A 22,556-nucleotide genomic window follows, 5' to 3' on the forward strand; every position below is an offset into this window, starting at 1 on the left:
AGGATGCCGCTGGGCTTCCGGCCGATCGGCGGAAGACCGGGCGGGTCAATTTTGCGCCTCCAAGCCTATCGCGAGAATTGCTGCATGTCTTCCCACAACGACCACCAGAGAGGCCTTCTGATCACCACCATCGGCGGGTTGACGCTGACCGTCGACATTCCGCTGATCCGGCTCGCCGACGGCGAGGCATGGACGATCCTGCTCTTGCGCACCGGCACGACCTTCGTGGCCACGCTCGTCATCTGGGCCATCTGGCGCTCGCTGAGCGCAAAGGCACCGCAGCTTATCCCGGGCTGGTCAGGGCTCATCGTTGCCGCCCTCTACGGACTCGGCTCGATCGCCTTCATCACTGGCGTCTACAACACCTCGACCGCCAACCTCGTTTTCATCCTGGCCTTCACCACCATGTTCGCGGCCCTTTTGTCGTGGCTATTCCTGAAGGAGAGGCCACAGCCCCTGACGGTCGCAGCGTTGGCATTGATGATCGCCGGCGTCGTGATGATTGTCGGTGATTCCGTCGGAACCGGGCATCTCTTCGGCGACCTGATGGCACTATGCTCCGCCTTCATGATCGCCGCGGCCATCACCATCTCCCGCGCCAGCGGCAAGGATATGGGCTTCACCGCGCTGATCGGAGTCGTGCTGCCACTGGCCATCGCCGCCCTGATGGTTTCCAAGGTGGGTTTTCACGTCAACGCACCGTGGTGGATCGTCTTCAACGGCGCCGTCATCATGCCGATCTCGTTCTTCTGCCTCGCCAACGGTCCGAAATACATTTCCGGGCCGGAAGTGGCGATGTTCTACCTGTTAGAAACCGTGCTGGCGCCGGTCTGGGTGTGGATGATCTTCGCCGAGACCCCGTCGCGCAACAGCCTGATCGGCGGCACGATCCTCATCGTCACCTTGATCGGCCATTCGCTCTGGCAGTTGCACGAGGGGCGTAAGCGCCGCGCCACGCTCGCCGTCAGTCACCCGGCCTGATTCTTTTTCGCGGCGGCGCGTTCGGCGACAATTTCGATCTGCGGCGGTGCATCTTCCTGCTCCGCCGGTTCGGCGGCAGCGAGTTCATCGGTCAGCTCCACCTCGCGCAGCCATTCGCGCCAGATCGCGACCAGCAGGGCCATCAGCACCGGGCCGATGAACAGGCCGAGAAAGCCCATTGTCTTGACGCCGCCGATCAGGCCGAAGAAAGTCGGCAGGAAGGGCAGCTTTATCGGCCCGCCAACCAGCTTCGGGCGCAATGTCTTGTCGACGACGAAGAGTTCGACGGCGCCCCAGATGAACAGCGCCAGGCCGGCCATCGGCGAGCCGCTGGCGGCGAGATAAATCGAGACCAGCGTGAACGACAGCGGCGCGCCGCCGGGGATCAGCGCCATGATGCCGGTCAGTGCGCCGAGCGTCACCGGCGACGGCACGCCGGCCAACCAGTAAGCGATGCCCAGCACCAGCCCTTCGCCGATGGCGATAACCGTCATGCCGGTGACGGTCGAGGAGATCGTCGCCGGCACCACGCGTGAGATCCGTTCCCATCTGGCCGGCAGGATGCGTTCGCCGAGGCGATCGACCTGCCCGGCGAAATGCTCGCCGTCGCGATAGGCGAAGAACAGCGCGATCATCATGAACAGCAGCGTCAGCAAAAGGCCGAAGGCGCTGCCGCCGGCGGCAAGCACGCCGCGATAGATGCTGCCGATATTGGCGCCGCTGATCAGCTGGATCAGTTCGCCGATACCGCCTGGATGGCCAACGTTGACCGTCCATTGTTCATTGAGCCATTCGCCTACCACAGGCAGCGTGGCGATCCAGTGCGGCGTCGGCGCGCCGTAGCGGTTGGTCTCGATCGCCCAGCCGACCCATTCGCGCACCTCGTTGATGGCATAGGTGCCGGCAAGCGCGATCGGCACCACCAGGAAGGTCAGGATGAACAGGATCGCAAGGGTCGCGGCGATCGTGCGGTTGCCGCCGACGCCGGCGAGCAGCCGCCGATAGAGCGGCCAGCTGGCGAAAGCGATCACCAGGGCGGCAAGGACCGGGAATAGGAAGCCGTGGAAGAAATAAACGCCGGCGGCGACGATCAGCACCAGGAGCCAGCGCGCCGCCGACAGCGGCGGAATGACAGCGGCCCTGAGCGGCGTCGACAGGCCAAACAGGCGCTGCTGCCGCTCCGGCTTCTGTATCCTGACTTCCTTCAAGCGACTACCTCCCCAACGCCCCGTGTCGTCCAGATGCGTTATCCCCGCGATTTCCCATGGCGAAGCTTATGCACTGATATAGTGCAGCAATCGTGACGGCATTCCAATTTGGTCGAAAGGAGCCCGAAACAAAAAACCCGCCTTGGCAGGCGGGTCGTCGGTGCGAATCAGCACTATAGCGAAATTAGTAGCATAGCTGCCGGCACAAAGCAAGAACAAAATGCGCCGCCGGGCACGAAAACACGAATTCCCTTTCACCACCTCGCCTGACCGCCCCCCGAAAGGTCATGCTCCTTCGCGCGCCTACCCGAACTTGCCCGTGCGCGGAAAGCCCTTTGGCACCATGCGGCCGGCCGAGGCGCGGGCGCCGATCCATTCGGCAAGCTCGTCACGCGATTTGGTGAAGGTGCGATCTGCCGAATCCTGCCAGGACAGACCGCTTGCGAGCGTGAAGGTCTTGAGGTCGAGGACACCGCCATCCTTGTATTTCTGCAGGCGCACGCCCTTGCCGCGTCCCATCTCCGGGATCTCGGCCAGCGGGAACACCAGCATCTTGCGGTTCTCGCCGACAATGGCGAGATGGTCGCCGGCGACAGTCACGCAGCGCTGGGCCTCGTCGGGCGCCTTGACATTCATCACCTGCTTGCCCTTGCGGGTGTTGGCGACGACCTCCTCTTCCTGCACGATGAAACCGTTGCCGTCATGCGAAACCAGCAGCAGCTTGCGCTTGGGATCATGGACGAAGGCGGTGACGATATCCTGGTCGTTGTCCATGTCGACGATGATGCGGATCGGCTCACCATGGCCACGCCCACCCGGCAGCCGGTCGGCGCCGATCGTGTAGAACTTGCCGCCGGTGGTGAAGACCAGCACCTTGTCGGTCGTCTGGGCATGGAAGGCGAGCTTGAGGCTGTCGCCTTCCTTGAAGGTCAGGGCCGAGTGATCGGTCAGATGACCTTTCATGGCCCTCAGCCAGCCCTTTTCCGATACGACGACGGTGACCGGCTCGCGCTCGATCATGGCGTGGGCGATATCGGTCAGGTCATGTTCGGGTGCATCTGCGAACTCGGTCCGGCGCTTGCCGATCTCGGTCTCGGGCCCATATTTCTGGCGAACATTGGCGACTTCCCACTTGATCGTCGCCCACTGCTTGGCGTCGGACGCAAGTAGCGCCTCGATCTGCTTCTTCTCGCCGGTCAGGCCGTTGAATTCCTCACGAATCTCGAATTCCTCGAGCTTGCGCAGCGCCCTCAGCCGCATGTTGAGGATGGCTTCGGCCTGGGTGTCGGTGAGTGACCAGCGGGCCATCATCACCTGCTTGGGCTCGTCCTCCTCGCGGATGATCCTGATCACCTCGTCGATGTTGAGGTAGGCGATCAGATAGCCGGCGAGGATCTCCAGCCGCCTCTCGATCTCGCCGAGACGGTGCTTGGAGCGGCGGATCAAGACGTCGCGGCGGTGCTCAAGCCACTCCTTGAGCACGCCTTTCAGCGGCAGCACGTTCGGCACCTTGCCGCGCGACAACACGTTCATGTTGAGCGGAAAGCGGCTTTCGAGCTCGGTCAGCTTGAACAGCGATTCCATCATGATGCCGGGATCGACCGAGCGGCTCTTCGGCACCAGCACGACGCGGATGTCCTCGGCGCTCTCGTCGCGGATATCCTCGAGCAACGGAAGCTTGCGCGCAATCAAGAGCTCGGCGATCTTTTCGATCAGCCTGGCCTTCTGGACGCCGTAGGGGATCTCGGTGACGACTATGTTCCAGGTGCCCCTGCCCTGGTCCTCCTGGCTCCATTTCGCCCTGACGCGAAAGCCGCCGCGACCCGTTTCGTAGGCTTCGAGGATCGAGGCTCGGCTGTCGACGATGATGCCGCCGGTCGGGAAATCCGGACCTTGCACGAAGTCCATCAGCTTGGTGACGGGCGCATCCGGATGATCGATCAGGTGAAGCGCGGCGTCGCAAAGCTCGGCCGCATTGTGCGGCGGGATCGAGGTCGCCATGCCGACGGCGATGCCGGACGAGCCGTTGGCAAGCAGGTTCGGGAAGGCGCCGGGCAGCACGGCCGGCTCCTCGTCTTCCTCGTTGTAGGTCGGGCGGAAATCGACCGCGTCCTCGGTGATGCCTTCCAGCAGCAGCGTCGACACGTCGGTCATGCGCGCTTCGGTGTAGCGCATGGCGGCGGCGTTATCGCCGTCGATATTGCCGAAATTGCCCTGCCCGTCGACCAGCGGGTAGCGCATCGAAAAATCCTGCGCCAACCGCACCAATGCGTCGTAGATCGACTGGTCGCCATGTGGATGGAACTTGCCCATCACCTCGCCGACGATGCGGGCGCATTTGGCAAAGCCCTGGTCGGGGTTGAGCCGCAACAAGCGCATGGCATGCATTATGCGGCGATGCACCGGCTTCAACCCGTCGCGCACGTCCGGCAGCGCCCGGTGCATGATGGTCGACAGCGCGTAGGCGAGATAGCGCTCTTCCAGCGCCTTCTTCAGATCGACCGGCTCGATATTGTCGCCGCCGCCAGTTTCAGGCGGCAAAAGCCTTTTTCCCATGGGCTGGCACTAGCCGAGCGGGTGATTCGCGGCAAGAGGCGCCGGCATACGTCCTCCTAAAGCGCGTCGCGTTCGACCGGCCTTATGCGCGCGCTTTAGGTCCTTGTTTTGATCCATGTCGCGCAAAACCGCTGCACACTTTTGCGCGACCTGCATTGTGCAACAGGAATTGGAAGCGTCGCGACGCCGGCCAACATCAATCCGTTACATCCGGCTTCTATCGCAAGCCTGATGGATCGGGTTTGCCTTTGGCCGCGATTTTCGACCATTGTGCCGAGGCCCGCCTTTTTCCGGTCCAGTTCGTCGCTGAATGGTGACGACGCGACGAATTGAAAAGAATTTCAGGACACTCTCAGGGGAGCTCTCGATGACGATCAGACACTCGACACTTATTAAAAGACTGGCTTTTTCGACCTTTTTGCTGACGCTGCCGCTGAATGCGGCGTTCGCGCAGGATACCGCGGTCGCCGACCGGCTGAAGGCTGCCCTCGCCGCCCAGGGCGTCGACCTCTCCTGGACCGGAGTAACCGGCGACACCTCCAGCATGGTTCTGCAAGGCGTAGCGGTCAGACCGGCGGCCGAAAAGGAGGCGCTCAAGATCGGCGACGTCAAGCTCGAAGGCGTGACCGAAGCCAATGGCGGCTATCAAATCGCGACCGTATCGACTTCGCCGTTCGAACACAGCGAAGATGGCGTCACGCTCAATCTCAGCCCCTTCGTCATCCACGACATGACGGTTCCGGCCGAAGGCGCAAGCGGTCCGCTGGGCTCGCTGATGATGTACAAATCGGCCGAGCTCGAAAACATGACCGTCAAGGTCGCCGACAAGCCTGCCTTCTCGATGGACGGGCTTGCCATCGCAATCACGCCGCCGGCCGACGGCAAGGCCATGGCGTTCTCCGGCACCACGGAAAAGTTCACTGCCGACCTGACGCTGGTCGAAGATCCGAAGTCCAAGGAAGTCATCAACGCACTCGGCTACCAGAACATATCGGGCAATCTTGAGATGGAAGGCACCTGGCAGCCTACCGACGGCAAGATGGATTTGTCGAAATACGAAATTTCGGTCGACAATGCCGGCACACTCGGCATGACCTTCAATCTCGGCGGCTACACGCTGGATGTCATCAAATCGATGCAGGAGATGCAGAAGAAGATGGCAGCTCAGCCTGAAGGCGCCGACAATTCGGCGCAAGGCATGGCCATGCTCGGGCTGCTGCAGCAGCTATCGTTCAACAGCGCCTCGATCCGCTTCGACGACGATTCGCTGACCAAGAAGGTGCTCGATTATGCCGGCAAGCAGCAAGGCATGTCCGGCAAGGACATTGCCAACCAGGCCAAGGCGATCGTGCCATTCGGCATGGCGCAGCTCAACAATCCGGAACTGACGGCGCAGGTTTCGGCCGCGGTCAACAAGTTCCTCGACGATCCGCAGAGCATCGAGGTCTCGGCCGAGCCGCCGGCAGCGGTGCCGTTCGCGCTGATCATGGCGGGCGCCATGTCCAACCCGCTCGACCTGCCGAAGACGCTCGGCGTGACGGTTACGGCGAACGAAGACTGACCGAGCTTCCAAGCAAAAGCCCGGCAGCGATGCCGGGCTTTTTTATGAATCCACAGGACTTGTTCGGAGCGTTTCCTAAACCTCTTTCTTCGTCGCCACGACGCGCAGCGACAATTCGCGAAGCTGCTGCGGGCTGGCTTCCGACGGTGCGTTCATCAACAGGTCGTAGGCCTGCTGGTTCATCGGGAACATGGTCACTTCGCGCAGGTTCCTGGCGCCGACCAGAAGCATGACGACACGGTCGATGCCGGCCGCCATACCGCCATGCGGCGGCGCGCCATACTGGAAGGCACGGTAAAGGCCGCCGAAGCGTTCCTCGACGGTTGCGCGGTCCAGCCCGACCGTTTCGAACGCCTTGACCATGGTTTCGGGCAGATGATTGCGAATGCCGCCTGAGGCGATCTCGAAACCGTTGCAGACCATGTCGTACTGGAACGCCTTGATGCCGAGCAGATCCTCGCCGTTAAGCGCATCGATGCCACCTTGCGGCATCGAGAACGGATTGTGCGCGAAGTCGATCTTCTTCTCCTCCTCGTTCCATTCGAAGAACGGGAAGTCGACAATCCAGCACAATTCGAAGCGATCACGGTCGACAAGGTTGAGCTCCTCGCCGGCGCGGGTGCGCGCCGCACCCGCGAAGGAGACGAATTTCTTCGGGTCGCCGGCGACGAAGAAAGCGGCATCGCCATCGGCAAGGCCGAGCTGGAGGCGAATCGCCTCGGTGCGCTCCTCGCCGATGTTCTTGGCCAGCGGCCCGGCGCCTTCAAGCTTCTCGCCCTCCTTGCGCCAGAAGATGTAACCGAGGCCGGGCTGGCCCTCGCCTTGCGCCCATGAGTTCATGCGGTCGCAGAAGGCGCGCGAACCGCCGGTCTTGGCCGGAATGGCCCAGACCTCGGCCTTCGGATCGTTGGCAAGGATGTTGGCAAATACCTTGAAGCCGGAATCGCGAAAATGATCGGAGACGGCCTGCATCTCGATCGGGTTGCGCAGGTCCGGCTTGTCGGTGCCGTATTTGCGCATCGCGACATCATAGGCGATGCGCGGAAACTTCTGCGTCACCGGCTTTCCGGCGGCAAAGGTCTCGAAAACGCCTCGCATCACCGGCTCCATGGTGGTGAACACGTCCTCCTGCTCGACGAAGCTCATCTCCACGTCGAGCTGGTAGAATTCACCCGGCAGACGGTCGGCGCGCGGGTCCTCGTCGCGGAAGCACGGCGCAATCTGGAAGTAGCGGTCGAATCCGGACACCATGATCAGCTGCTTATACTGCTGCGGTGCCTGCGGCAGCGCGTAGAAAGTGCCGGGGTGGATGCGCGACGGCACCAGAAAGTCGCGCGCCCCTTCCGGCGACGAGGCGGTCAGGATCGGCGTCGAGAATTCGGTGAAGCCGACCTCGCCCATCAGCTTGCGCATCTCGGCGATGATTTTCGTCCGCGCGACGATATTCTTGTGCAGCGTATCGCGGCGCAGGTCGAGGAAGCGGTATTTGAGGCGGATGTCCTCCGGATAATCCGGCTCGCCGAAGACCGGCAGCGGCAATTCCCTGGCCGCCGACAGCACCTCGATCTCGCGCGCAAAAATCTCGATCTCGCCGGTCGGCAAATTAGGGTTCACGGTGTCGGCGAGGCGCGCCTTGACCTCGCCATCGACGCGGACGACCCATTCACCGCGCAGGGTCTCGGCGATCTTGAAGGCCGGCGAATCCGGATCGGCGACGATCTGAGTCAGGCCGTAATGGTCGCGCAAATCGATGAACAGCAGGCCGCCATGGTCGCGCACGCGATGCACCCAGCCCGACAGGCGGACGGAAGAGCCGACGTCGCTCTTCCTCAACTGGGCACAGGTATGGCTGCGGTAACGATGCATTGTCATTGCTAGGTCCGGATGTTGGTTGCGGCCAAAGCACGATGGCCCAGCCTGAAAATTTGCGCGAAAAGCACATGAGAGTGTGCATTTGTCAAGGCAAGCGGCGCCCGGGACGAGTTCGCGTTCTTCCCGCCCCTGTCCCACCGGCATCAATTTATGCCAGAGGCGTTAATCCGAGTTCGCTGCTCTGTCCAGCAGTTCAATTATGCACCTCATCCCTTGACCCCGCCTGCGGTGAGGCCGGAGATGATCTTGCGCTGGAAGATCAGGACGAGGATGACGAGCGGCACGGTGACGATCACCGATGCGGCCATGATGTTGCCCCACGGGATCTCGAACTGCGAGCTGCCGGAGAGCAGCGCGATGGCGACCGGCACGGTTCGCTGCTCGTTGTTGGAGGTAAACGTAAGCGCGAACAGAAATTCGTTCCACGCACCGATGAAGGCGAGAAGCCCGGTGGTCGCCAGCGCCGGCCACATCAGCGGCAGGAAAACGCGGCTGATGATGATCCAGGGCGTGGCGCCGTCGAGGATCGCCGCTTCCTCCAGCTCGATCGGCAGGTCGCGAACGAAGGCGGTGAGCACCCAGACGGTGAACGGCAAGGTGAAGATCATATAGGACAAGATCAGCGCGAACGGCGAATTGTAGAGGCCGAAGGCCCGGATCAGCTCGAAAAGCCCGGCAAGCACCGCCAATTGCGGGAACATAGAGACGGACAGGATAATGAGGAGCAGAGCCGAGCGGCCGCGGAAGCGGATGCGCGCCAGGGCATAGGCGGCGGTGACGCCGAGGAACAGCGAAATGACGACAACGGCGCTCGAGATGAACAGCGAGTTCACGAGGTTGCGCAGGAAGGTCCCTTCGGTGAAAACGGTCTTGTAATTGCTGAAGGTAATCGTCTTCGGCCAATAGTCGATCTGGAAGAGCGCCGTCCCTGATTTCAGGCTGGTGACGATGGCGTAGTAAAACGGGAATACCGCGACGACGACAATAACGGCGACGAGGAGGTAGAAAGCCGTGCGCTTGACGATCCACATGGTCAGCAGCCCCACATGATCAATAGTCCTTGTCCAGTCTTATCCGGCCGAGCCACAGAACGAGCATGGTCAGCAGAGCGAGGATGAGGAAGAGCAGCGTCGAGGCGGCGGAGCCGTAGGCAAACTTGTCGAACTCAAACAGGCTCTCGCGGGCAAACACCGACATCGACTTGGTGTGGATATTGTTTGGCGTGAGCACGTAGATCAGGTCGAAGATGCGCAGCGCATCGAGACCGCGGAAGATCATGGCCACCATCAACGCCGGCCGGATGAGCGGCAAGGTGATCTTCCAGAAAACTTTCCATGCGCCGACGCCGTCGAGCTTGGCGACCTCATAGATTTCTTGTGGAAGCATCTGGAGGCCGGCGAGAATGAGAAGCGCCATGAACGGGGTCGCCTTCCAGATGTCGACAATGAGGATGGCGACCATGGCAGTGTCGGCGCTGGCCGTCCAGGCTATCTTGGTGCCGATCAGGCCGAGCTTGAGAAGGACGTCGTTGATGATGCCGAACTGGTCATTGAGCATCCACTGCCACATTTTCGCCGAGACGATCGTCGGGATGGCCCAAGGGATTAGAATCGCGGCGCGTACGATGCCGCGGCCGCGAAACTTGGTGTTGAGCACCAGCGCGACGATCATGCCGAGCACCGTCTCGCAGGTTACCGAAATCACCGCGAAGCGCACCGTATTCCAGACGGCGCGCCACCAGACCGGATCGGCGAGCAGCCCGTCATAGATGACGCGGCCGCTCGGCATTTGCAGGACGGAGAAATAGTTGGCGAAGCCAACCCAGCGGCGGGCTTCGAGGTCGGCGAGCGAGGCATCGGTGAAGCCGAAATAGATCGTGCGCATCAACGGCCAGCCGGCAACGGCGGCGAGCACGATGAGCATCGGGGCAAGCAGCAGCCATGCCGAGCGCACACGCTGACGCGCCAGCAGCGAGCCTGAGCGCGGCGAGGTCACCAGGCGGTGCCCTTGAGCCTGGTCAAGGAGAACTCCAGATCGGCAAGGTTGTCGGCGGCCGTGCCCTCGCCGGACATGGTGTTGTGGACGGCGGTCCAGAACTCGCTCGATGCCTCATTGTACCTGGTCTTGGCCTGGGCCGAGGGACGCGGCACCGCGTTGAGGACAACTTCCTTCCAGCGCGGGATAACCGGCTGGGCGCTGGCGATGTCGGCATCGTCATAGAGCGCCTGAATGGTCGGCAGATATGCCCCCTTCAAGGCGCGGTACTTCTGCATCTGAGGCGAAGCGATCCATTTGACCAGCTCGACGGCTGCGGCCGGGTTCTTCGAATATTTGGAAACCGCAAGATTCCAGCCGCCAAGCGTTGCTGCCGGGCGGGCGCCCTCACCCGACCCGGACGGCAGCGTCGTCACCTCGAACTTGCCCTTGATGGGGGAGCTTTCGCTGTTGCCAAGCGCATAGGCGTAGGGCCAGTTGCGCATGAAGACGGCGTTGCCGGTCTGCCAGACACCGCGCGACTCTTCTTCCTGATAGGCCAGAATGCCGGGAGGCGAGATGGTTCCCACCCAGCTCCTCGCCATTTCCAGCGCCGCGGCTGCTTGCGGATTATTGATGGAGATCGTGCCGTCCGGCTCGATGATCTGACCACCGCCGTTCGACTTCACCCATTCGAGTGCATCGCAGGTCAGTCCCTCATAGGCGTTGCCCTGGAAAACGAAGCCCCACATGTCCTTGTTGCCGCCCTCGCGTTCCTTGTCCATGACAAGCTTGGCAGTATCGGCAAGCTCGGCCCAGCTGGTCGGGACCTTGGCGCCGTATTTGTCGAGGAGATCCTTGCGGTAGTAGAGCGCCGGAGCGTCGGTGAATATCGGCAAGGCGACGAGCTTGCCGTCGACGGTCTGCGATTTGATGATCGATGGGAAATGAGCGCCGACGACATCCTTGGTCGCCGCGGTCAGGTCGACGAGCTGCTTTGCAAGCTGGGGGGCCCAAATGACGTCCGTCTGATAGACGTCAACGTCGCTGTTTCCAGCGGCAAGCCACAGCCTGTATTGACTAAACTGGTCGGTCCCCGAGGGCGGCACCGGAACCACGCTAACCTTGTTGCCGGTCTTCTTCTCGTATTGATCGAGGATCTCGCGAAGGATTCTCTGGCCGTTGCCGGTATCGCCCGACACCATGGCGAGGTCGACAGCCCGCGCCGGCCCGGCCGCCAGAACTGCGGCCACGGCAAATCCAGCGAATGCGGAACGAAACTTCATGATGTCGGATCTCCCTTTGGAGCTTCAGGCAGCAGCAGAAACGGACGTCGATGCCCGACACCGTCCTCAGCACACCCGCAGCTCACAAGACGCGCATTCGCCCACCAGCACTGAACTACAAAGATACGCCTTGAGTTCCCAACACGGAACGTCCGGCGCGAAGCGGCAGCCCCCGGCTGGCCCCAACGCCTCCGGGAATTGCCGCTGGCATTGGCGAAGGCGATGGTTCAAGAAGGATCAACGACAGGCTTTCCTTCATGTCCTCCATCCGCCCGCTGATCCCGCTCCTGATCGCCGCCGGCATCCTGCTCGGCGGCAACGGCCTGCAGAGCACTTTGATTGCGCTGCGTGGTGCGCAGGAGGGTTTTCCCGCTTCCTCTATCGGCCTGATGGGCACGTTCTATTTCGCCGGCTTTTTGCTCGGCTGCCTTGCCGTCACCCGCATCATGAAGTCCGTCGGCCATGTGCGCGCCTTTTCCGCGCTGGCGGCGATCGCCTCGGCGGGAACGCTGCTGCTGGTGCTGGTCATCGATCCGGTGATGTGGTGCGCCGTGCGCTTTGCCGGCGGGTTCTGCTTTGCCGGCCTGTTCACCATCATGGAAGCCTGGCTGAATTCCGGCGTCACCAACACCGACCGGGCGCGGGTGCTTGCCATTTACCGCATGGTCGACATCGGTTCGGTGACGGGCGCCCAATTCCTGATCCCGATCTTCGGCGCTGGCGGCTTTGCCATCTTCGCCATCATGTCGATGATGATCACCGTGTCGCTGGTGCCGGTTTCGCTCGGCGACCGCTCCAACCCGACGCCGCCGGAAGACGTCAAACTCGATTTGGCACGCGTCTGGCGCATCTCGCCGCTTGGCTGCTTCGGCTGCATCGCCGTCGGCGTGACCAACAGCGCCTTCCGCACCCTGTCGCCGGTCTATGCCGAGCAGATCGGCATGTCGGTCGCCGACGTCGTCACCTTCGTCAGCGTCGGCATTTTCGGCGGCGCCATCATCCAATATCCGCTTGGCTATCTCTCCGACCGCTGGGACCGGCGCTCGGTGCTGCTGATGACGACGTGCTGTGCGATGGTGGCGGCACTGGCGCTGGCGTTCGTGGCAGGCGGCAGCCCTTTCCTCAACTTCCTGCTCGTCTTTATCTTCGGCTGCTTTGCCATGCCGCTCTATTCGTTGTCGGCGGCGCATTCCAACGACCGCGCCGACAAGGGCGAGTTTGTGCTGATCAACGCAGCCTTGATGCTGTTTTATTCCTTCGGCGCCATTGGCGGCCCCTTCGCAGCCTCGACGGTGATGCAATATTTCGGGCCGAGCGCGCTGTTCGTGTTCAGCGCCACCGTCTATGCGATCTTCGTGACGGTCATCCTTTTCCGGATGCGGGCGCGCTCTGCTGTGCCGGCGAGCCATCGCAGCCGTTTTACGGCGCTGTTGCGCACATCGACGGTTTTTGCCCGGTTGGCGAAGCGGAATGCCGATCCCGATGAACCCGCAAAGCCCGATAAAGGTGCTTGCGCTTGACGAAAGCGCGCGCGGCTGAAATTGAAAGAGACCCTATCCTTGCCAAAAGCGATTTGATGCACGTCATCACCACCCAGAACGAACTCGAGACCGTTATTGCCGCTTTCGAAAAGGCGGAATTCGTCACCGTCGATACCGAATTCATTCGCGAGACGACCTTCTGGCCGATCCTGTGCCTGATCCAGATGGCAGCGCCCGGCGTGACGGCGCTGATCGATCCGCTGTCGCCCGACATCGACCTGAAACCGTTCTTCAGGCTGATGGCCAACGAGGCGATCGTCAAAGTCTTCCATGCGGCGCGGCAGGACATTGAAATCATTGTGCATCTCGGCGATCTGGTGCCGCATCCGGTGTTCGACACCCAGGTCGCGGCGATGGTCTGCGGCTTCGGCGACAGCGTCTCCTACGACCAGCTGGTGCAGCGCATCACCGGCGCGCGGCTCGACAAGTCGTCGCGTTTCACCGACTGGCGCCATCGTCCGCTGTCCGAAAAGCAGCTCGACTACGCGCTCGCCGACGTCACCCATCTGATCGAAGTCTACAAGCACCTCAGCGCCGAGTTGGTGCGGGAAAACCGCGCCCACTGGCTGAACGAGGAGATGGACGTGCTGACCTCGCGCGAGACCTACGATCCGCATCCCGAGGATGCCTGGAAGCGGCTCAAGATGCGGCTGCGCAAGCCACAGGAACTGGCGATCGTGCAGGCGGTGGCCGCCTGGCGCGAACGCGAAGCGCGCGAGCGCGACGTGCCCCGCGGCCGGGTGCTCAAGGACGATGCGATCTACGAAGTAGCGCAGCAGGCGCCGCGCGATACGGCGGCGCTGAGCAAGCTGCGTACCACGCCGAAGGGCTGGGAGCGCTCGTCGACGGCGACGGCACTGCTTGGCGCAGTCAACGCTGCCCTGGCGCTGCCCAGGGAAGAGATGCCGAAGCTGCCGAAGAGCTTCCAGCCGCCGGAGGGGTCGAGCGCCGCGGCGGAGTTGCTGAAGGTGCTGCTGCGGATCGTTGCCGAAAAGGAAGGTGTCGCATCGAAGGTACTCGCCTCCAGTGACGACATCGATCGCATCGCTGCAGAGGGCGAGGACGCCGATGTGCCGGCATTGCAAGGCTGGCGGCGCGCCGTCTTTGGCGAGGCCGCGCTCAGGCTGGTGCGCGGTGAACTCGCGATCAGGTTCGACAAGCGCAAGATCGCCGTGTTCGATTTGTAGGCTTGAGCTTGCTCAGACAAAGCCGAGCAGATGCAGCGCCAGCCATATCCAGCCAAGTGCGAGAACGACCGCGCCCACGTAGAATGCCCTGCTGCGCAGGATTAGCCGATTGCTGGTCAAGTGGACCGATGCGTGAAGATAGCGTGAGACGACAAATATCCACATCAGCGCCAAGGTCAGATAATTGACGCCATTGGTCACGTGCAGCGTCAGGCATAAGACGTAGAAAAGCACCGGCAGTTCGAACTGGTTGCTCAGATTGTTGGCGACGGTGATGCTGGAACCAGGCTCCGTTGAGCGCGTCTTGAACTGGCCGGTCTTGGCTTCGCCCGATCTGACCGCACCATGGCGGCGCCGGCCCATTACGACATAGACGATATAGACCAGCAGCACCTGCGCCAGCATCGGCCAGAAGATCGCGGTCTGGTTCAAGACGCCCCCTGTCGTTGTCACCCAGCCTTCAAGGCCGTTTCTGAGCCATCAGAATGAAAGCCGCAATGACGATCACCGGCACCGCCAGAAGCGCGAATTTGGTGACGATCAGCGCTGAGGCAAAGGATAGCGAATCCGGATTGGCAGACAGGAAATCGGACAAAAGACGAGCCACGGCGATGTTCTGGGCATAGTCGGCGAGCGTGTAGGGCAGCACCAGCACAGCTGCGAATATCGACTGGGTTTGCGCAGGCAGTGCACGGAAATTCTTCAGCCGCCGGCCCGTTGCCAGGATCAGGCTGACCATCGTCAGCGACAGCAGCGCCGGAAACAGCAGGTCGAAGGTCAGGTAATGCCAGACGAGAATGATCTCGCTGCCACGCCGGCCGAGCGCCGTCAGCCAGGCCATGCCCTCATCCGGGGTGAAACCGGCATAGCGCATGTCGAGCGACGGAAGTCCGCCGCTCAATTGGCGAAAATAGAGGAACTCCATCGCCGTCATGATGATGAAAATCGCCACGGTGGCGAAACAGAGTGCGGCGGCGTGGCGCGACAGCCGCAGGATCATCGCCGCCAGATTGCGCCAATGCGCATGGCGATCAGGCTCCGCCAGGATAATTCGGGCTTTCGCGGGTAATCGTGACGTCATGGGCGTGGCTTTCACGAAGTCCGGCATTGGATATCCGCACAAAAGTGGCGCGCTCGCGGAAATCGGCAAGGTCGCGGCCACCGACATAACCCATAGCGGCTTTCAGGCCGCCCGCAAGCTGGTGCAGCACGCCAGACACAGGTCCTTTGTACGGCACCTGCCCTTCGATGCCTTCCGGGACCAGTTTCAGCGTGTCGCGCACCTCGGCCTGGAAGTAGCGATCGGCGGAGCCGCGCGCCATCGCGCCGACCGAGCCCATGCCGCGATAGGCTTTGAAGGAGCGGCCCTGGTGCAGATAGACCTCGCCCGGGCTCTCGTCGGTGCCGGCCAGCAACGAACCGATCATCGCCGCGCTGGCGCCGGCGGCCAGCGCCTTGGCCAGATCGCCCGAATATTTGATGCCGCCATCTGCAATGACCGAGACACCCGATTTTTGCGCCGTCTCGACCGCCGACATGATTGCCGAGAGCTGCGGCACGCCGACGCCGGCGACGATGCGGGTGGTGCAGATGGAGCCCGGCCCGATGCCGACCTTGACCGCGTCGGCGCCAGCATCGATCAGCGCCAGCGTGCCTTCCGCTGTGGCGACGTTGCCGGCCAGGATGCGAACCGAGTTGGAAAGCTTCTTGGCCCGCGTCACCGCATCCAGGACGCGCTGCGAATGACCGTGCGCGGTGTCGATCACCAGAAGGTCGACGCCGGCGTCGATGAGGCGCTCGGCCCGCTCGAAACCGTCATCGCCGACGCTGGTGGCGGCGGCGGCGCGCAAGCGTCCCTGCGCATCCTTGGTGGCGTGCGGGTTGAGCTGCGACTTCTCGATGTCCTTGACCGTGATCAGCCCGACGCAATTGCCGTCCCGATCGACCACAACCAGCTTCTCGATGCGGTGCTGATGGAGCAGCCGCTTGGCCTCGTCCTGATCGACGTTCTCCTTGACGGTGATCAGGTTCTCGCGGGTCATCAGCTCATAGACCTTCTGCGCCGGGTCGGAGGCGAAGCGGACGTCGCGGTTGGTCAGGATGCCGACGAGCCGGCCGACGGTGTGGCCGCCGGTGCCGCCGTTCTCGACCACCGGAATGCCCGAAATGCTGTAGGTGCGCATCAGACCCAGCGCATCGGCCAGCGTCGCCTCGGGACCGATGGTGACGGGGTTGACCACCATGCCGGATTCGAATTTCTTTACCTGCCGCACCTGCTCGGCCTGTTCGGCCGGCGAGAAATTGCGGTGGATGACGCCGATGCCGCCGGCCTGGGCCATGGCGATGGCAAGCCGCGCCTCGGTGACCGTGTCCATGGCGGCCGACAGGATCGGCACGTTGAGGTCGATGTCGCCGGCGATGCGGGTGCGGATGTCGGTCTCGCCAGGCATGACCTCGGAATGACCGGGCTGCAGCAGCACGTCGTCAAAGGTCAGCGCCAATGCGCCGGTGGACGTCTCGATGATTTTTGCCATGGCCAGCCCTCGGAATGCAGGAAAGGCGCTCGCCCTGGATGGACAGCGCCGACTCGTCTTCTTCCCTTTCAGGATTGGCGCTGGCTCGTAACACGTCCCGTCGCCGTTGAAAAGCCGATGGTTGTATAGTGGCGACGATGCATTTTGCCCCAGGTGCTGCGCACGACTTGCGGTCGCACAAACGTGACAGCAAATTAATGCGACATCCGGGCCAAGGCGTGATAACCGCCCTACGTGTCGGTTTGGCCCCAAGGCCGGCAAGCAATAGCGACGCACATTTCAAGGCCGGATCCATCGTGAACCGCACCATTCCGCTTATTCTGGCGGTCGCTCTATTCATGGAAAACATGGATTCGACCGTCATTGCGACATCGTTGCCGGCGATCGCCATCGACATCCACACCAGCCCGATCGCGCTCAAGCTGGCGCTGACCGCCTATCTGGTATCCCTGGCGATCTTCATTCCGATCAGCGGCTGGATGGCCGACCGCTTCGGCGCCAAGAATGTCTTCCGCGCCGCGATCGCCGTGTTCATCATCGGTTCGGTCGCCTGCGCCATGTCCAATTCGTTGCCGGCTTTCGTGGTCTCACGCTTCCTGCAAGGCATTGGCGGCGCCATGATGACGCCGGTCGGACGCCTGGTGCTGGTACGCGCCACGCCGAAAAGCGAGCTCGTCGCCGCCATGTCGTGGCTGACCGTCCCGGCTCTGGTCGGCCCCCTGGTCGGTCCACCGGTCGGCGGCTTCATCACAACCTATTTCACCTGGCACTGGATTTTTCTGATCAATGTACCGATCGGGCTGATCGGGATCTGGCTGGCCACGCGTTTCCTGCCGAAGACCGACGCCGCGCAGACGCCGCCGCTCGATTTCATCGGTTTCGTGCTGAGCGGGCTGGCGGCATCGGGCATTGTGTTCGGCCTGTCGGTGGTCAGCCTGCCGGCCCTGCCGCCGGCTGCCGGCTTTATCACCGTTGCCGTCGGGCTGGCATCGGCGGTGCTTTATCTGCTGCACGCGCGCCACGCCAAGAATCCGCTGCTGGCGCTCGAGCTGTTTCGCAATCGGGTGTTCCGCTCGTCAGTGCTCGGCGGCGGACTGTTCCGCATCGGCATTGGTGCCGTACCTTTTCTTTTGCCGCTGATGTTCCAGATCGGTTTCGGGTTGACGCCGTTCCAGTCCGGCATGATCACCTTCGTCTCGGCAATCGGCGCCATAGGCATGAAATTCGTCACCGCCCTGATCTTCAGGGTCGCGGGCTTCCGCCGTGTGCTGATTTCAGGCTCGCTCATCGCTGCCGCGTCGATTGCCATCAACGGCCTGTTCACACCCGACACGCCCTATGGGCTGATCCTCGCCATGCTGCTCGCCGGGGGCTTCATCCGTTCGATGTTCTTCACCGGCATCAACGCGCTTGCCTATGCCGAGATTTCAGCCGCCGACACCAGCAAGGCGACGCCGATCACCGCGGTGTTCCAGCAGTTGGCAATCGCGCTCGGTGTGGCGCTGGCCGGCGGCATCCTGGAAGTGTCGACCAAGATCCATGGCGGCCCACTGACGCTGAGCGACTTCCACACCGCCTTCTTCATCGTAGCGGCGGTGTCGGCGGCAGCCTCGCTGTCGTTCATGCGGCTGGCGCCGGACGCCGGCAATGCCGTGTCGGGACATGGCCGACTGACACCGCCGAAGACGCTGGAGCCGGTGAGCCCGCCGGGGAGTTGACCTTTGCTCGTGCTTACGGACGCCGGAGGGACAGCGCCCCCCTCTGTCCTGCCGGACATCTCCCCCACGTGGGGGGAGATCGGACGTGACATCGGCTTTCGCCAATATTCAACGTTGCAGGATTAGACAGCGCGCCGAAGCTGCCAATCTCCCCCCTCGTGGGGGAGATGTCCGGCAGGACAGAGGGGGGCGCGAAGGATCGCTACAGAGCGATTTTCACGCCGCGCCGTTTCCGCCTTTAAAATCCTTCGCCAACAAATACAGCTCCACCGACTCATCGCGCGAGGCCGGCGGCTTGACGTGATGGACCGAGCGGAAATTCCGCTTCAGCCTCGCCAGCAATTCGTTTTCGGCGCCGCCCTGAAAGGTCTTGGCGAGGAAGTGGCCGCCCGGCTTCAGTACCGACAGCGCGAAATCGGCCGCCACCTCGCAAAGATGCATGGTGCGGATGTGGTCGGTCCGCTTGTGGCCGGTGGTGGGTGCGGCCATGTCGGAGAGCACGATGTCGGGCTGGCCGCCCAGCGCCTCGGCCAGCTTCTGCGGCGCCTGAGGATCGAGGAAATCCATCAGCAGCACCGGCGCGCCCGGCACCGCGTCCATCTCCAAATAGTCGATGCCGACGACGTTCGGGTGTTCCGCGGTAGATTTCGTACGTGCGGCAGCGACCTGGCACCAGCCGCCGGGTGCCGCACCAAGGTCGATCACCTTCATGCCTGGCTTGAGCAAATGGTGCTTGTCGTCGATCTCGATCAGCTTGTAGGCGGCGCGCGAGCGATAGCCGTCGGCCTTCGAGCGCTGGACATAGGGATCGTTGATGTGGCGCTGCAGCCAGCGGCGCGACGATTCCTTCAAGCCGCTTTTCTTCTTGATCTTCGTCTTCAGCACGCGAATGCCGGCGGAGCTCGGTCTTTCCGGTTTCTTGGTCATTGCCGGCCCCGCCCGCTGTTTCGCCAGACGCCGTCATCGGCCATCAATTCGCTCAATATGCCCTCGCGCAAGCCGCGGTCGGCGACACGCAGCCGCTCCGACGGCCAGACGGCACGTATCGCCTCCAATATGGCGCAGCCGGCCAGAACCAGGTCGGCGCGGTCGGCGCCGATGCAAGGATTGGCGACGCGCTGCTGGAAATCCCAGCCGACCAGCTTTTCGACCATGCGGTCGACGCTGTCGCGATCCATCCACAGCCCGTCGACGCGGCGGCGATCGTAGCGTTCGAGATCGAGATGGACGCCGGCCAGCGTCGTCACCGTGCCCGAGGTGCCTAGCAAATGGAATTTCGGGCTGGACAGGAGGTGGCTTAGCCGGTCGCGCCCGTCGAAGGCGCGCAGCCGCATTGCAACATCCTCGACCATGGCGCCAAAGATCTCGCGCGTTACCGTGCGGCCGCCAAAACGCTCGGCCAGCGAGACGACACCGACCGGCAGCGAGGTCCACGAGACGATATGGTTGGCAAGCCTTGGCGAGCGATGGCCGGTGAGGTCGATCAGCGCGATTTCGGACGAGCCGCCGCCGATATCGAACAGCACGACGCCTTGCGTGTCGCGCTCGACCAGCGAGCCGCAGCCCGACACCGCCAGCCGCGCCTCGGTCTGGCGGTCGATGATCTCGAGCTTCAGGCCGGCCTCGCGCTCGACGCGCTCGAGGAACTCGACGCCGTTGGCGGCGGTGCGGCAGGCCTCGGTGGCGATCAGCCTGGCCTTCCTGACCTTGCGGTTGCGCAATTTGTCACCGCAGATCTTCAGCGCCTCGACCGCGCGGTCCATTGCAGCCTCGCCGAGCCGGCCATTGGCGGTAAGGCCCTCGCCCAGCCTGACGATGCGCGAGAAGGCATCGATGACGCGGAACTGGCCATGACGCGTCGGCACCGCGACCAGCAGACGGCAATTGTTGGTGCCGAGATCTAGCGCGGCAAACACCGGCAATTCCTGCAGCGGTGGCGGCGTGCGGGCATCTTGGCCAGGCCTTGGCGACGTTGCCGGGGCTGAGGGCGGAGGCACGTAAGCCGCGGGCTGGGGCGGACGCGCGGCCGGGGTCTCGCCGGCGGCGGGCACCGAAGCGCCGACCGCCAGCGGACGAGCCTCGTCGCGTGCGAAAACCTTGCGCCCGCGCCGGCGCTTGCGCCGCTTCTTGGGTTTGCCGTTCTGATGCGGGCCGTTCTTACCCTTGTGATCGTGGGACGTGTCGCCAGCCTGTCCATTGCCGGACCGGGGCTGCACCTGACGGCCGTAGCGTCCGGCGGATGGGTTTGCCTGGCCGGATGGCGGCGGCGAACCCCTGGACACGCCCACTTCCGGCGCGCCAGCGCCGGCTTCGTGGTCTTCCACTGTCGTTCCTTCCGGCGCCGCGCGAACCGGAGACCGGACGCAGCAGGCGCTTTTACATGTTCAAGTTGCGGCCAGACTATCAGCGCCGGGCCGGATCACCAAGAGTGCAAGGGCCGAATTTTGCCGACGGCGTTGTCTCGCCCTGCCCTCGGCCCGATGATGACGAGCGTTCCCGGTTGAATAGCCGGCTTCAATGAGGCATTTCTGAAATGAACCATTCGGCAACGCGGGCGGTTTGCCTGCTGCGAACCGGAAAACGGTACGGGCTGCAACGCATGATCGTCATGCCATGAACTGGAGGCGGTATTTTTGGCCCGTCATCGGCATCGCCGCGGTGGTGTTCTCGCTGTGGCTGCTGCTGCACGAATTGCGCGGCATCTCGCTCGACGATGTCTGGGCCGGCATAATCGCCATCCCGGCGCGCGGCTGGGTGCTGGCCGCGCTGAGTTCGGTCATCGCCTATGCCTCGCTCGCCGGATACGACCACATCGCGTTGCTGCACATCGGCAAGAAAGTATCGTGGCTGTTCGTCACCTTCTGCTCGTTCACCACCTACGCGCTGTCGCACAATATCGGCGGCTCGGTGTTTTCCGGTGCGGTGATCCGCTACCGCGCCTACGGCACCAGGGGCCTGACCGGGCAGGACGTCGGCATTCTGGTGGCGATCTGCTGGATCACCTTCGTGCTGTCGACGCTGTTCGTCTCAAGCATCGTCCTGCTGCTCGAGCCCGAGGTGATCGACCGGTTTTCCGGCATACCGCATCACCGACTGGCGCAAGCAGGTGGGTTCGCCATGCTGCTCGTGGTGGCGGCCTATGTCTTCGGCAGCTGGCTGCATCTGAGACCACTCAGGATCGGCAGCTTTCAGCTGCATTACCCGGCGTTGCCGATCGTGGCGCGGCAATTGCTGGTCGGCCCGATCGAGCTGCTGGCGGCGGCGGCGATCATCTTCTTCGCCCTGCCCGCCACCGGCAATCCCGGCTATTTCATCGTGCTCGGCGTCTTCTTGGTGTCGTTCTCGATCGCGCAGATCTCGCATGCGCCAGGCGGGCTCGGCGTCTTCGAGGTGGTGTTCCTCGCCGGCTTGTCGCATATGGACCAGGTCGGCGTGCTGGCGGCGCTGCTGGTATTCCGGCTGTTCTACCTGATCATCCCGCTGCTGATCGCACTCGGGGTGGTGCTGTTCTTCGAGCACTCGCAATACAGCCGCAGCGAGAGTTGAGACATCAGGGGGCAAGCGCTCCAGACTGCGCGTGAAGAATGGGCAGAGGGTCGCAAGGCCAGGCGCGGCCTGCTGTTTCAAAGCTGCGAAGCTCGAAGGTCACGGCATGGATCCTAGGGTCTCCGCTACGTCGCTTCGCTCCTGCTCCGCCCTAGGATGACGAGGGCGTGTTGGCTTTTGGCTAATCGCAGCTGTTGGAAATTGGCACTGGGACAGTCGCAAATGTCTGGAAACTGGCGCAAATCACAATCCTGGAGATTGGCCGAAATAACACTCCGTTCGTCATCCTAGGGCGGAGCAGGAGCGAAGCGACGTCGCGGAGACCCTAGGATCCATGCCGTTACAGTAGCCGAAGCGCGCAGCGATCCAATGATTTCACTGTCTCGCCACGAAATGTGTACGGATGGGAGGCAACTTAAAAACCTGAAGCAATCGTGTGCCGATGGAAGTTGTGTGCGTCAAGTTCTGCAAAAATGGCGTGGCAGTAGCTGTGACGTCGGCGTGTCCGCCGCGCAGCCCCCGTGTTTAGCGGAGCGGCGGACACACCGCGGTGCTCAGGCGGGCCATGCTCTCAGGCTCTCCTTATTTTGGT

General features: G+C 62.8%; 17 protein-coding genes. 6 read left to right on the forward strand and 11 right to left on the reverse strand.

The annotated features are described in order from the left end of the window. Positions 1 to 84 precede the first annotated feature (84 nt). Entirely contained in the window at positions 85 to 981 is an 897-nt protein-coding gene (locus NKH05_RS22740; RefSeq protein ID WP_352845134.1) for a DMT family transporter, read from the forward strand. Here the strand turns inward: NKH05_RS22740 and NKH05_RS22745 are convergent. Then, positions 969 to 2,189, reverse strand: coding sequence for an AI-2E family transporter (locus tag NKH05_RS22745; protein ID WP_023717250.1), 1,221 nt, complete (start codon positions 2,187 to 2,189; stop codon positions 969 to 971). The two genes, NKH05_RS22740 and NKH05_RS22745, sit on opposite strands and share 13 nt — an antisense overlap. Positions 2,190 to 2,492: 303 nt before the next feature. Then, positions 2,493 to 4,745, reverse strand: a complete 2,253-nt coding sequence (parC, locus tag NKH05_RS22750) for a DNA topoisomerase IV subunit A (RefSeq protein ID WP_352481243.1) — start codon at positions 4,743 to 4,745, stop codon at positions 2,493 to 2,495. A gap of 367 nt (positions 4,746 to 5,112) precedes the next feature. Here parC and NKH05_RS22755 point away from each other — a divergent pair, with 367 nt between their 5' ends. Next, on the forward strand, positions 5,113 to 6,306 hold the full coding sequence (locus NKH05_RS22755; protein WP_352856134.1) for an aq_1923 C-terminal domain: 1,194 nt from the start codon (positions 5,113 to 5,115) through the stop codon (positions 6,304 to 6,306). A 75-nt stretch (positions 6,307 to 6,381) separates the two neighbouring features. Here the strand turns inward: NKH05_RS22755 and aspS are convergent, their stop codons facing one another. From aspS to NKH05_RS22775, 4 genes are all read right to left on the reverse strand, one after another. Beyond that, complete coding sequence (aspS, locus tag NKH05_RS22760; RefSeq protein WP_352481313.1) at positions 6,382 to 8,172, reverse strand: aspartate--tRNA ligase; 1,791 nt, start codon at positions 8,170 to 8,172, stop codon at positions 6,382 to 6,384. 212 nt (positions 8,173 to 8,384) lie between these two features. Continuing rightward, a complete protein-coding gene (locus tag NKH05_RS22765) occupies positions 8,385 to 9,209 on the reverse strand; it encodes a carbohydrate ABC transporter permease (protein WP_352495346.1) in 825 nt (274 codons plus the stop codon). A gap of 19 nt (positions 9,210 to 9,228) precedes the next feature. After that, on the reverse strand, positions 9,229 to 10,101 hold the full coding sequence (locus NKH05_RS22770) for a carbohydrate ABC transporter permease (protein WP_352481315.1): 873 nt from the start codon (positions 10,099 to 10,101) through the stop codon (positions 9,229 to 9,231). A 68-nt stretch (positions 10,102 to 10,169) separates the two neighbouring features. Then, positions 10,170 to 11,438, reverse strand: a complete 1,269-nt coding sequence (locus NKH05_RS22775; protein WP_352495294.1) for an ABC transporter substrate-binding protein — start codon at positions 11,436 to 11,438, stop codon at positions 10,170 to 10,172. A gap of 257 nt (positions 11,439 to 11,695) precedes the next feature. Between NKH05_RS22775 and NKH05_RS22780 the strand changes: the two genes are divergently transcribed. Next, the gene (locus NKH05_RS22780; protein ID WP_352789625.1) at positions 11,696 to 12,958 is read left to right on the forward strand and encodes an MFS transporter; all 1,263 of its coding nucleotides are present in this window, start codon (positions 11,696 to 11,698) and stop codon (positions 12,956 to 12,958) included. A 56-nt stretch (positions 12,959 to 13,014) separates the two neighbouring features. Continuing rightward, complete coding sequence (gene rnd, locus NKH05_RS22785) at positions 13,015 to 14,166, forward strand: ribonuclease D (protein WP_023717241.1); 1,152 nt, start codon at positions 13,015 to 13,017, stop codon at positions 14,164 to 14,166. A gap of 12 nt (positions 14,167 to 14,178) precedes the next feature. Here rnd and NKH05_RS22790 read toward each other — a convergent pair whose 3' ends face one another. The 3 genes from NKH05_RS22790 to guaB are packed head-to-tail and all read right to left on the reverse strand — an operon-like array spanning position 14,179 to position 16,700. Continuing rightward, a complete protein-coding gene (locus tag NKH05_RS22790) occupies positions 14,179 to 14,598 on the reverse strand; it encodes an MAPEG family protein (RefSeq protein WP_352587814.1) in 420 nt (139 codons plus the stop codon). A gap of 28 nt (positions 14,599 to 14,626) precedes the next feature. Continuing rightward, the gene (locus NKH05_RS22795; RefSeq protein ID WP_353026117.1) at positions 14,627 to 15,166 is read right to left on the reverse strand and encodes a hypothetical protein; all 540 of its coding nucleotides are present in this window, start codon (positions 15,164 to 15,166) and stop codon (positions 14,627 to 14,629) included. 31 nt (positions 15,167 to 15,197) lie between these two features. Next, the gene (gene guaB / locus NKH05_RS22800; RefSeq protein WP_352458563.1) at positions 15,198 to 16,700 is read right to left on the reverse strand and encodes an IMP dehydrogenase; all 1,503 of its coding nucleotides are present in this window, start codon (positions 16,698 to 16,700) and stop codon (positions 15,198 to 15,200) included. 296 nt (positions 16,701 to 16,996) lie between these two features. Here guaB and NKH05_RS22805 point away from each other — a divergent pair, with 296 nt between their 5' ends. Then, a complete protein-coding gene (locus NKH05_RS22805) occupies positions 16,997 to 18,418 on the forward strand; it encodes an MFS transporter (RefSeq protein WP_352640046.1) in 1,422 nt (473 codons plus the stop codon). Between the two features lie 216 nt (positions 18,419 to 18,634). Here NKH05_RS22805 and NKH05_RS22810 read toward each other — a convergent pair whose 3' ends face one another. Further along, positions 18,635 to 19,345 carry an RlmE family RNA methyltransferase gene (locus NKH05_RS22810; protein ID WP_352640045.1) on the reverse strand — a complete coding sequence of 237 codons (711 nt, stop codon included), beginning with the start codon at positions 19,343 to 19,345 and terminating at the stop codon, positions 18,635 to 18,637. After that, positions 19,342 to 20,742, reverse strand: a complete 1,401-nt coding sequence (locus NKH05_RS22815) for a Ppx/GppA phosphatase family protein (protein ID WP_353026111.1) — start codon at positions 20,740 to 20,742, stop codon at positions 19,342 to 19,344. The genes NKH05_RS22810 and NKH05_RS22815 overlap by 4 nt, the downstream gene beginning before the upstream one ends. A 289-nt stretch (positions 20,743 to 21,031) precedes the next feature. Between NKH05_RS22815 and NKH05_RS22820 the strand changes: the two genes are divergently transcribed. Continuing rightward, complete coding sequence (locus NKH05_RS22820; RefSeq protein WP_352999666.1) at positions 21,032 to 21,964, forward strand: lysylphosphatidylglycerol synthase domain-containing protein; 933 nt, start codon at positions 21,032 to 21,034, stop codon at positions 21,962 to 21,964. Positions 21,965 to 22,556 lie beyond the last annotated feature (592 nt).

The organism is Mesorhizobium sp. M1399 (assembly GCF_040317735.1).
Classification (GTDB): Bacteria; Pseudomonadota; Alphaproteobacteria; order Rhizobiales; family Rhizobiaceae; genus Mesorhizobium.

Excerpts from the sequence above, each read along its gene's own strand:
- NKH05_RS22740 (WP_352845134.1), top strand. The coding sequence starts at position 85 with ATGTCTTCCCACAACGACCACCAGAGAGGCCTTCTGATCACCACCATC.
- parC (WP_352481243.1), bottom strand. The coding sequence starts at position 4,745 with ATGGGAAAAAGGCTTTTGCCGCCTGAAACTGGCGGCGGCGACAATATC.
- NKH05_RS22755 (WP_352856134.1), top strand. The coding sequence starts at position 5,113 with ATGACGATCAGACACTCGACACTTATTAAAAGACTGGCTTTTTCGACC.
- aspS (WP_352481313.1), bottom strand. The coding sequence starts at position 8,172 with ATGCATCGTTACCGCAGCCATACCTGTGCCCAGTTGAGGAAGAGCGAC.
- NKH05_RS22765 (WP_352495346.1), bottom strand. The coding sequence starts at position 9,209 with ATGTGGATCGTCAAGCGCACGGCTTTCTACCTCCTCGTCGCCGTTATT.
- NKH05_RS22770 (WP_352481315.1), bottom strand. The coding sequence starts at position 10,101 with ATGCTCATCGTGCTCGCCGCCGTTGCCGGCTGGCCGTTGATGCGCACG.
- NKH05_RS22775 (WP_352495294.1), bottom strand. The coding sequence starts at position 11,438 with ATGAAGTTTCGTTCCGCATTCGCTGGATTTGCCGTGGCCGCAGTTCTG.
- NKH05_RS22780 (WP_352789625.1), top strand. The coding sequence starts at position 11,696 with ATGTCCTCCATCCGCCCGCTGATCCCGCTCCTGATCGCCGCCGGCATC.
- rnd (WP_023717241.1), top strand. The coding sequence starts at position 13,015 with ATGCACGTCATCACCACCCAGAACGAACTCGAGACCGTTATTGCCGCT.
- NKH05_RS22795 (WP_353026117.1), bottom strand. The coding sequence starts at position 15,166 with ATGATCCTGCGGCTGTCGCGCCACGCCGCCGCACTCTGTTTCGCCACC.
- guaB (WP_352458563.1), bottom strand. The coding sequence starts at position 16,700 with ATGGCAAAAATCATCGAGACGTCCACCGGCGCATTGGCGCTGACCTTT.
- NKH05_RS22810 (WP_352640045.1), bottom strand. The coding sequence starts at position 19,345 with ATGACCAAGAAACCGGAAAGACCGAGCTCCGCCGGCATTCGCGTGCTG.
- NKH05_RS22820 (WP_352999666.1), top strand. The coding sequence starts at position 21,032 with ATGAACTGGAGGCGGTATTTTTGGCCCGTCATCGGCATCGCCGCGGTG.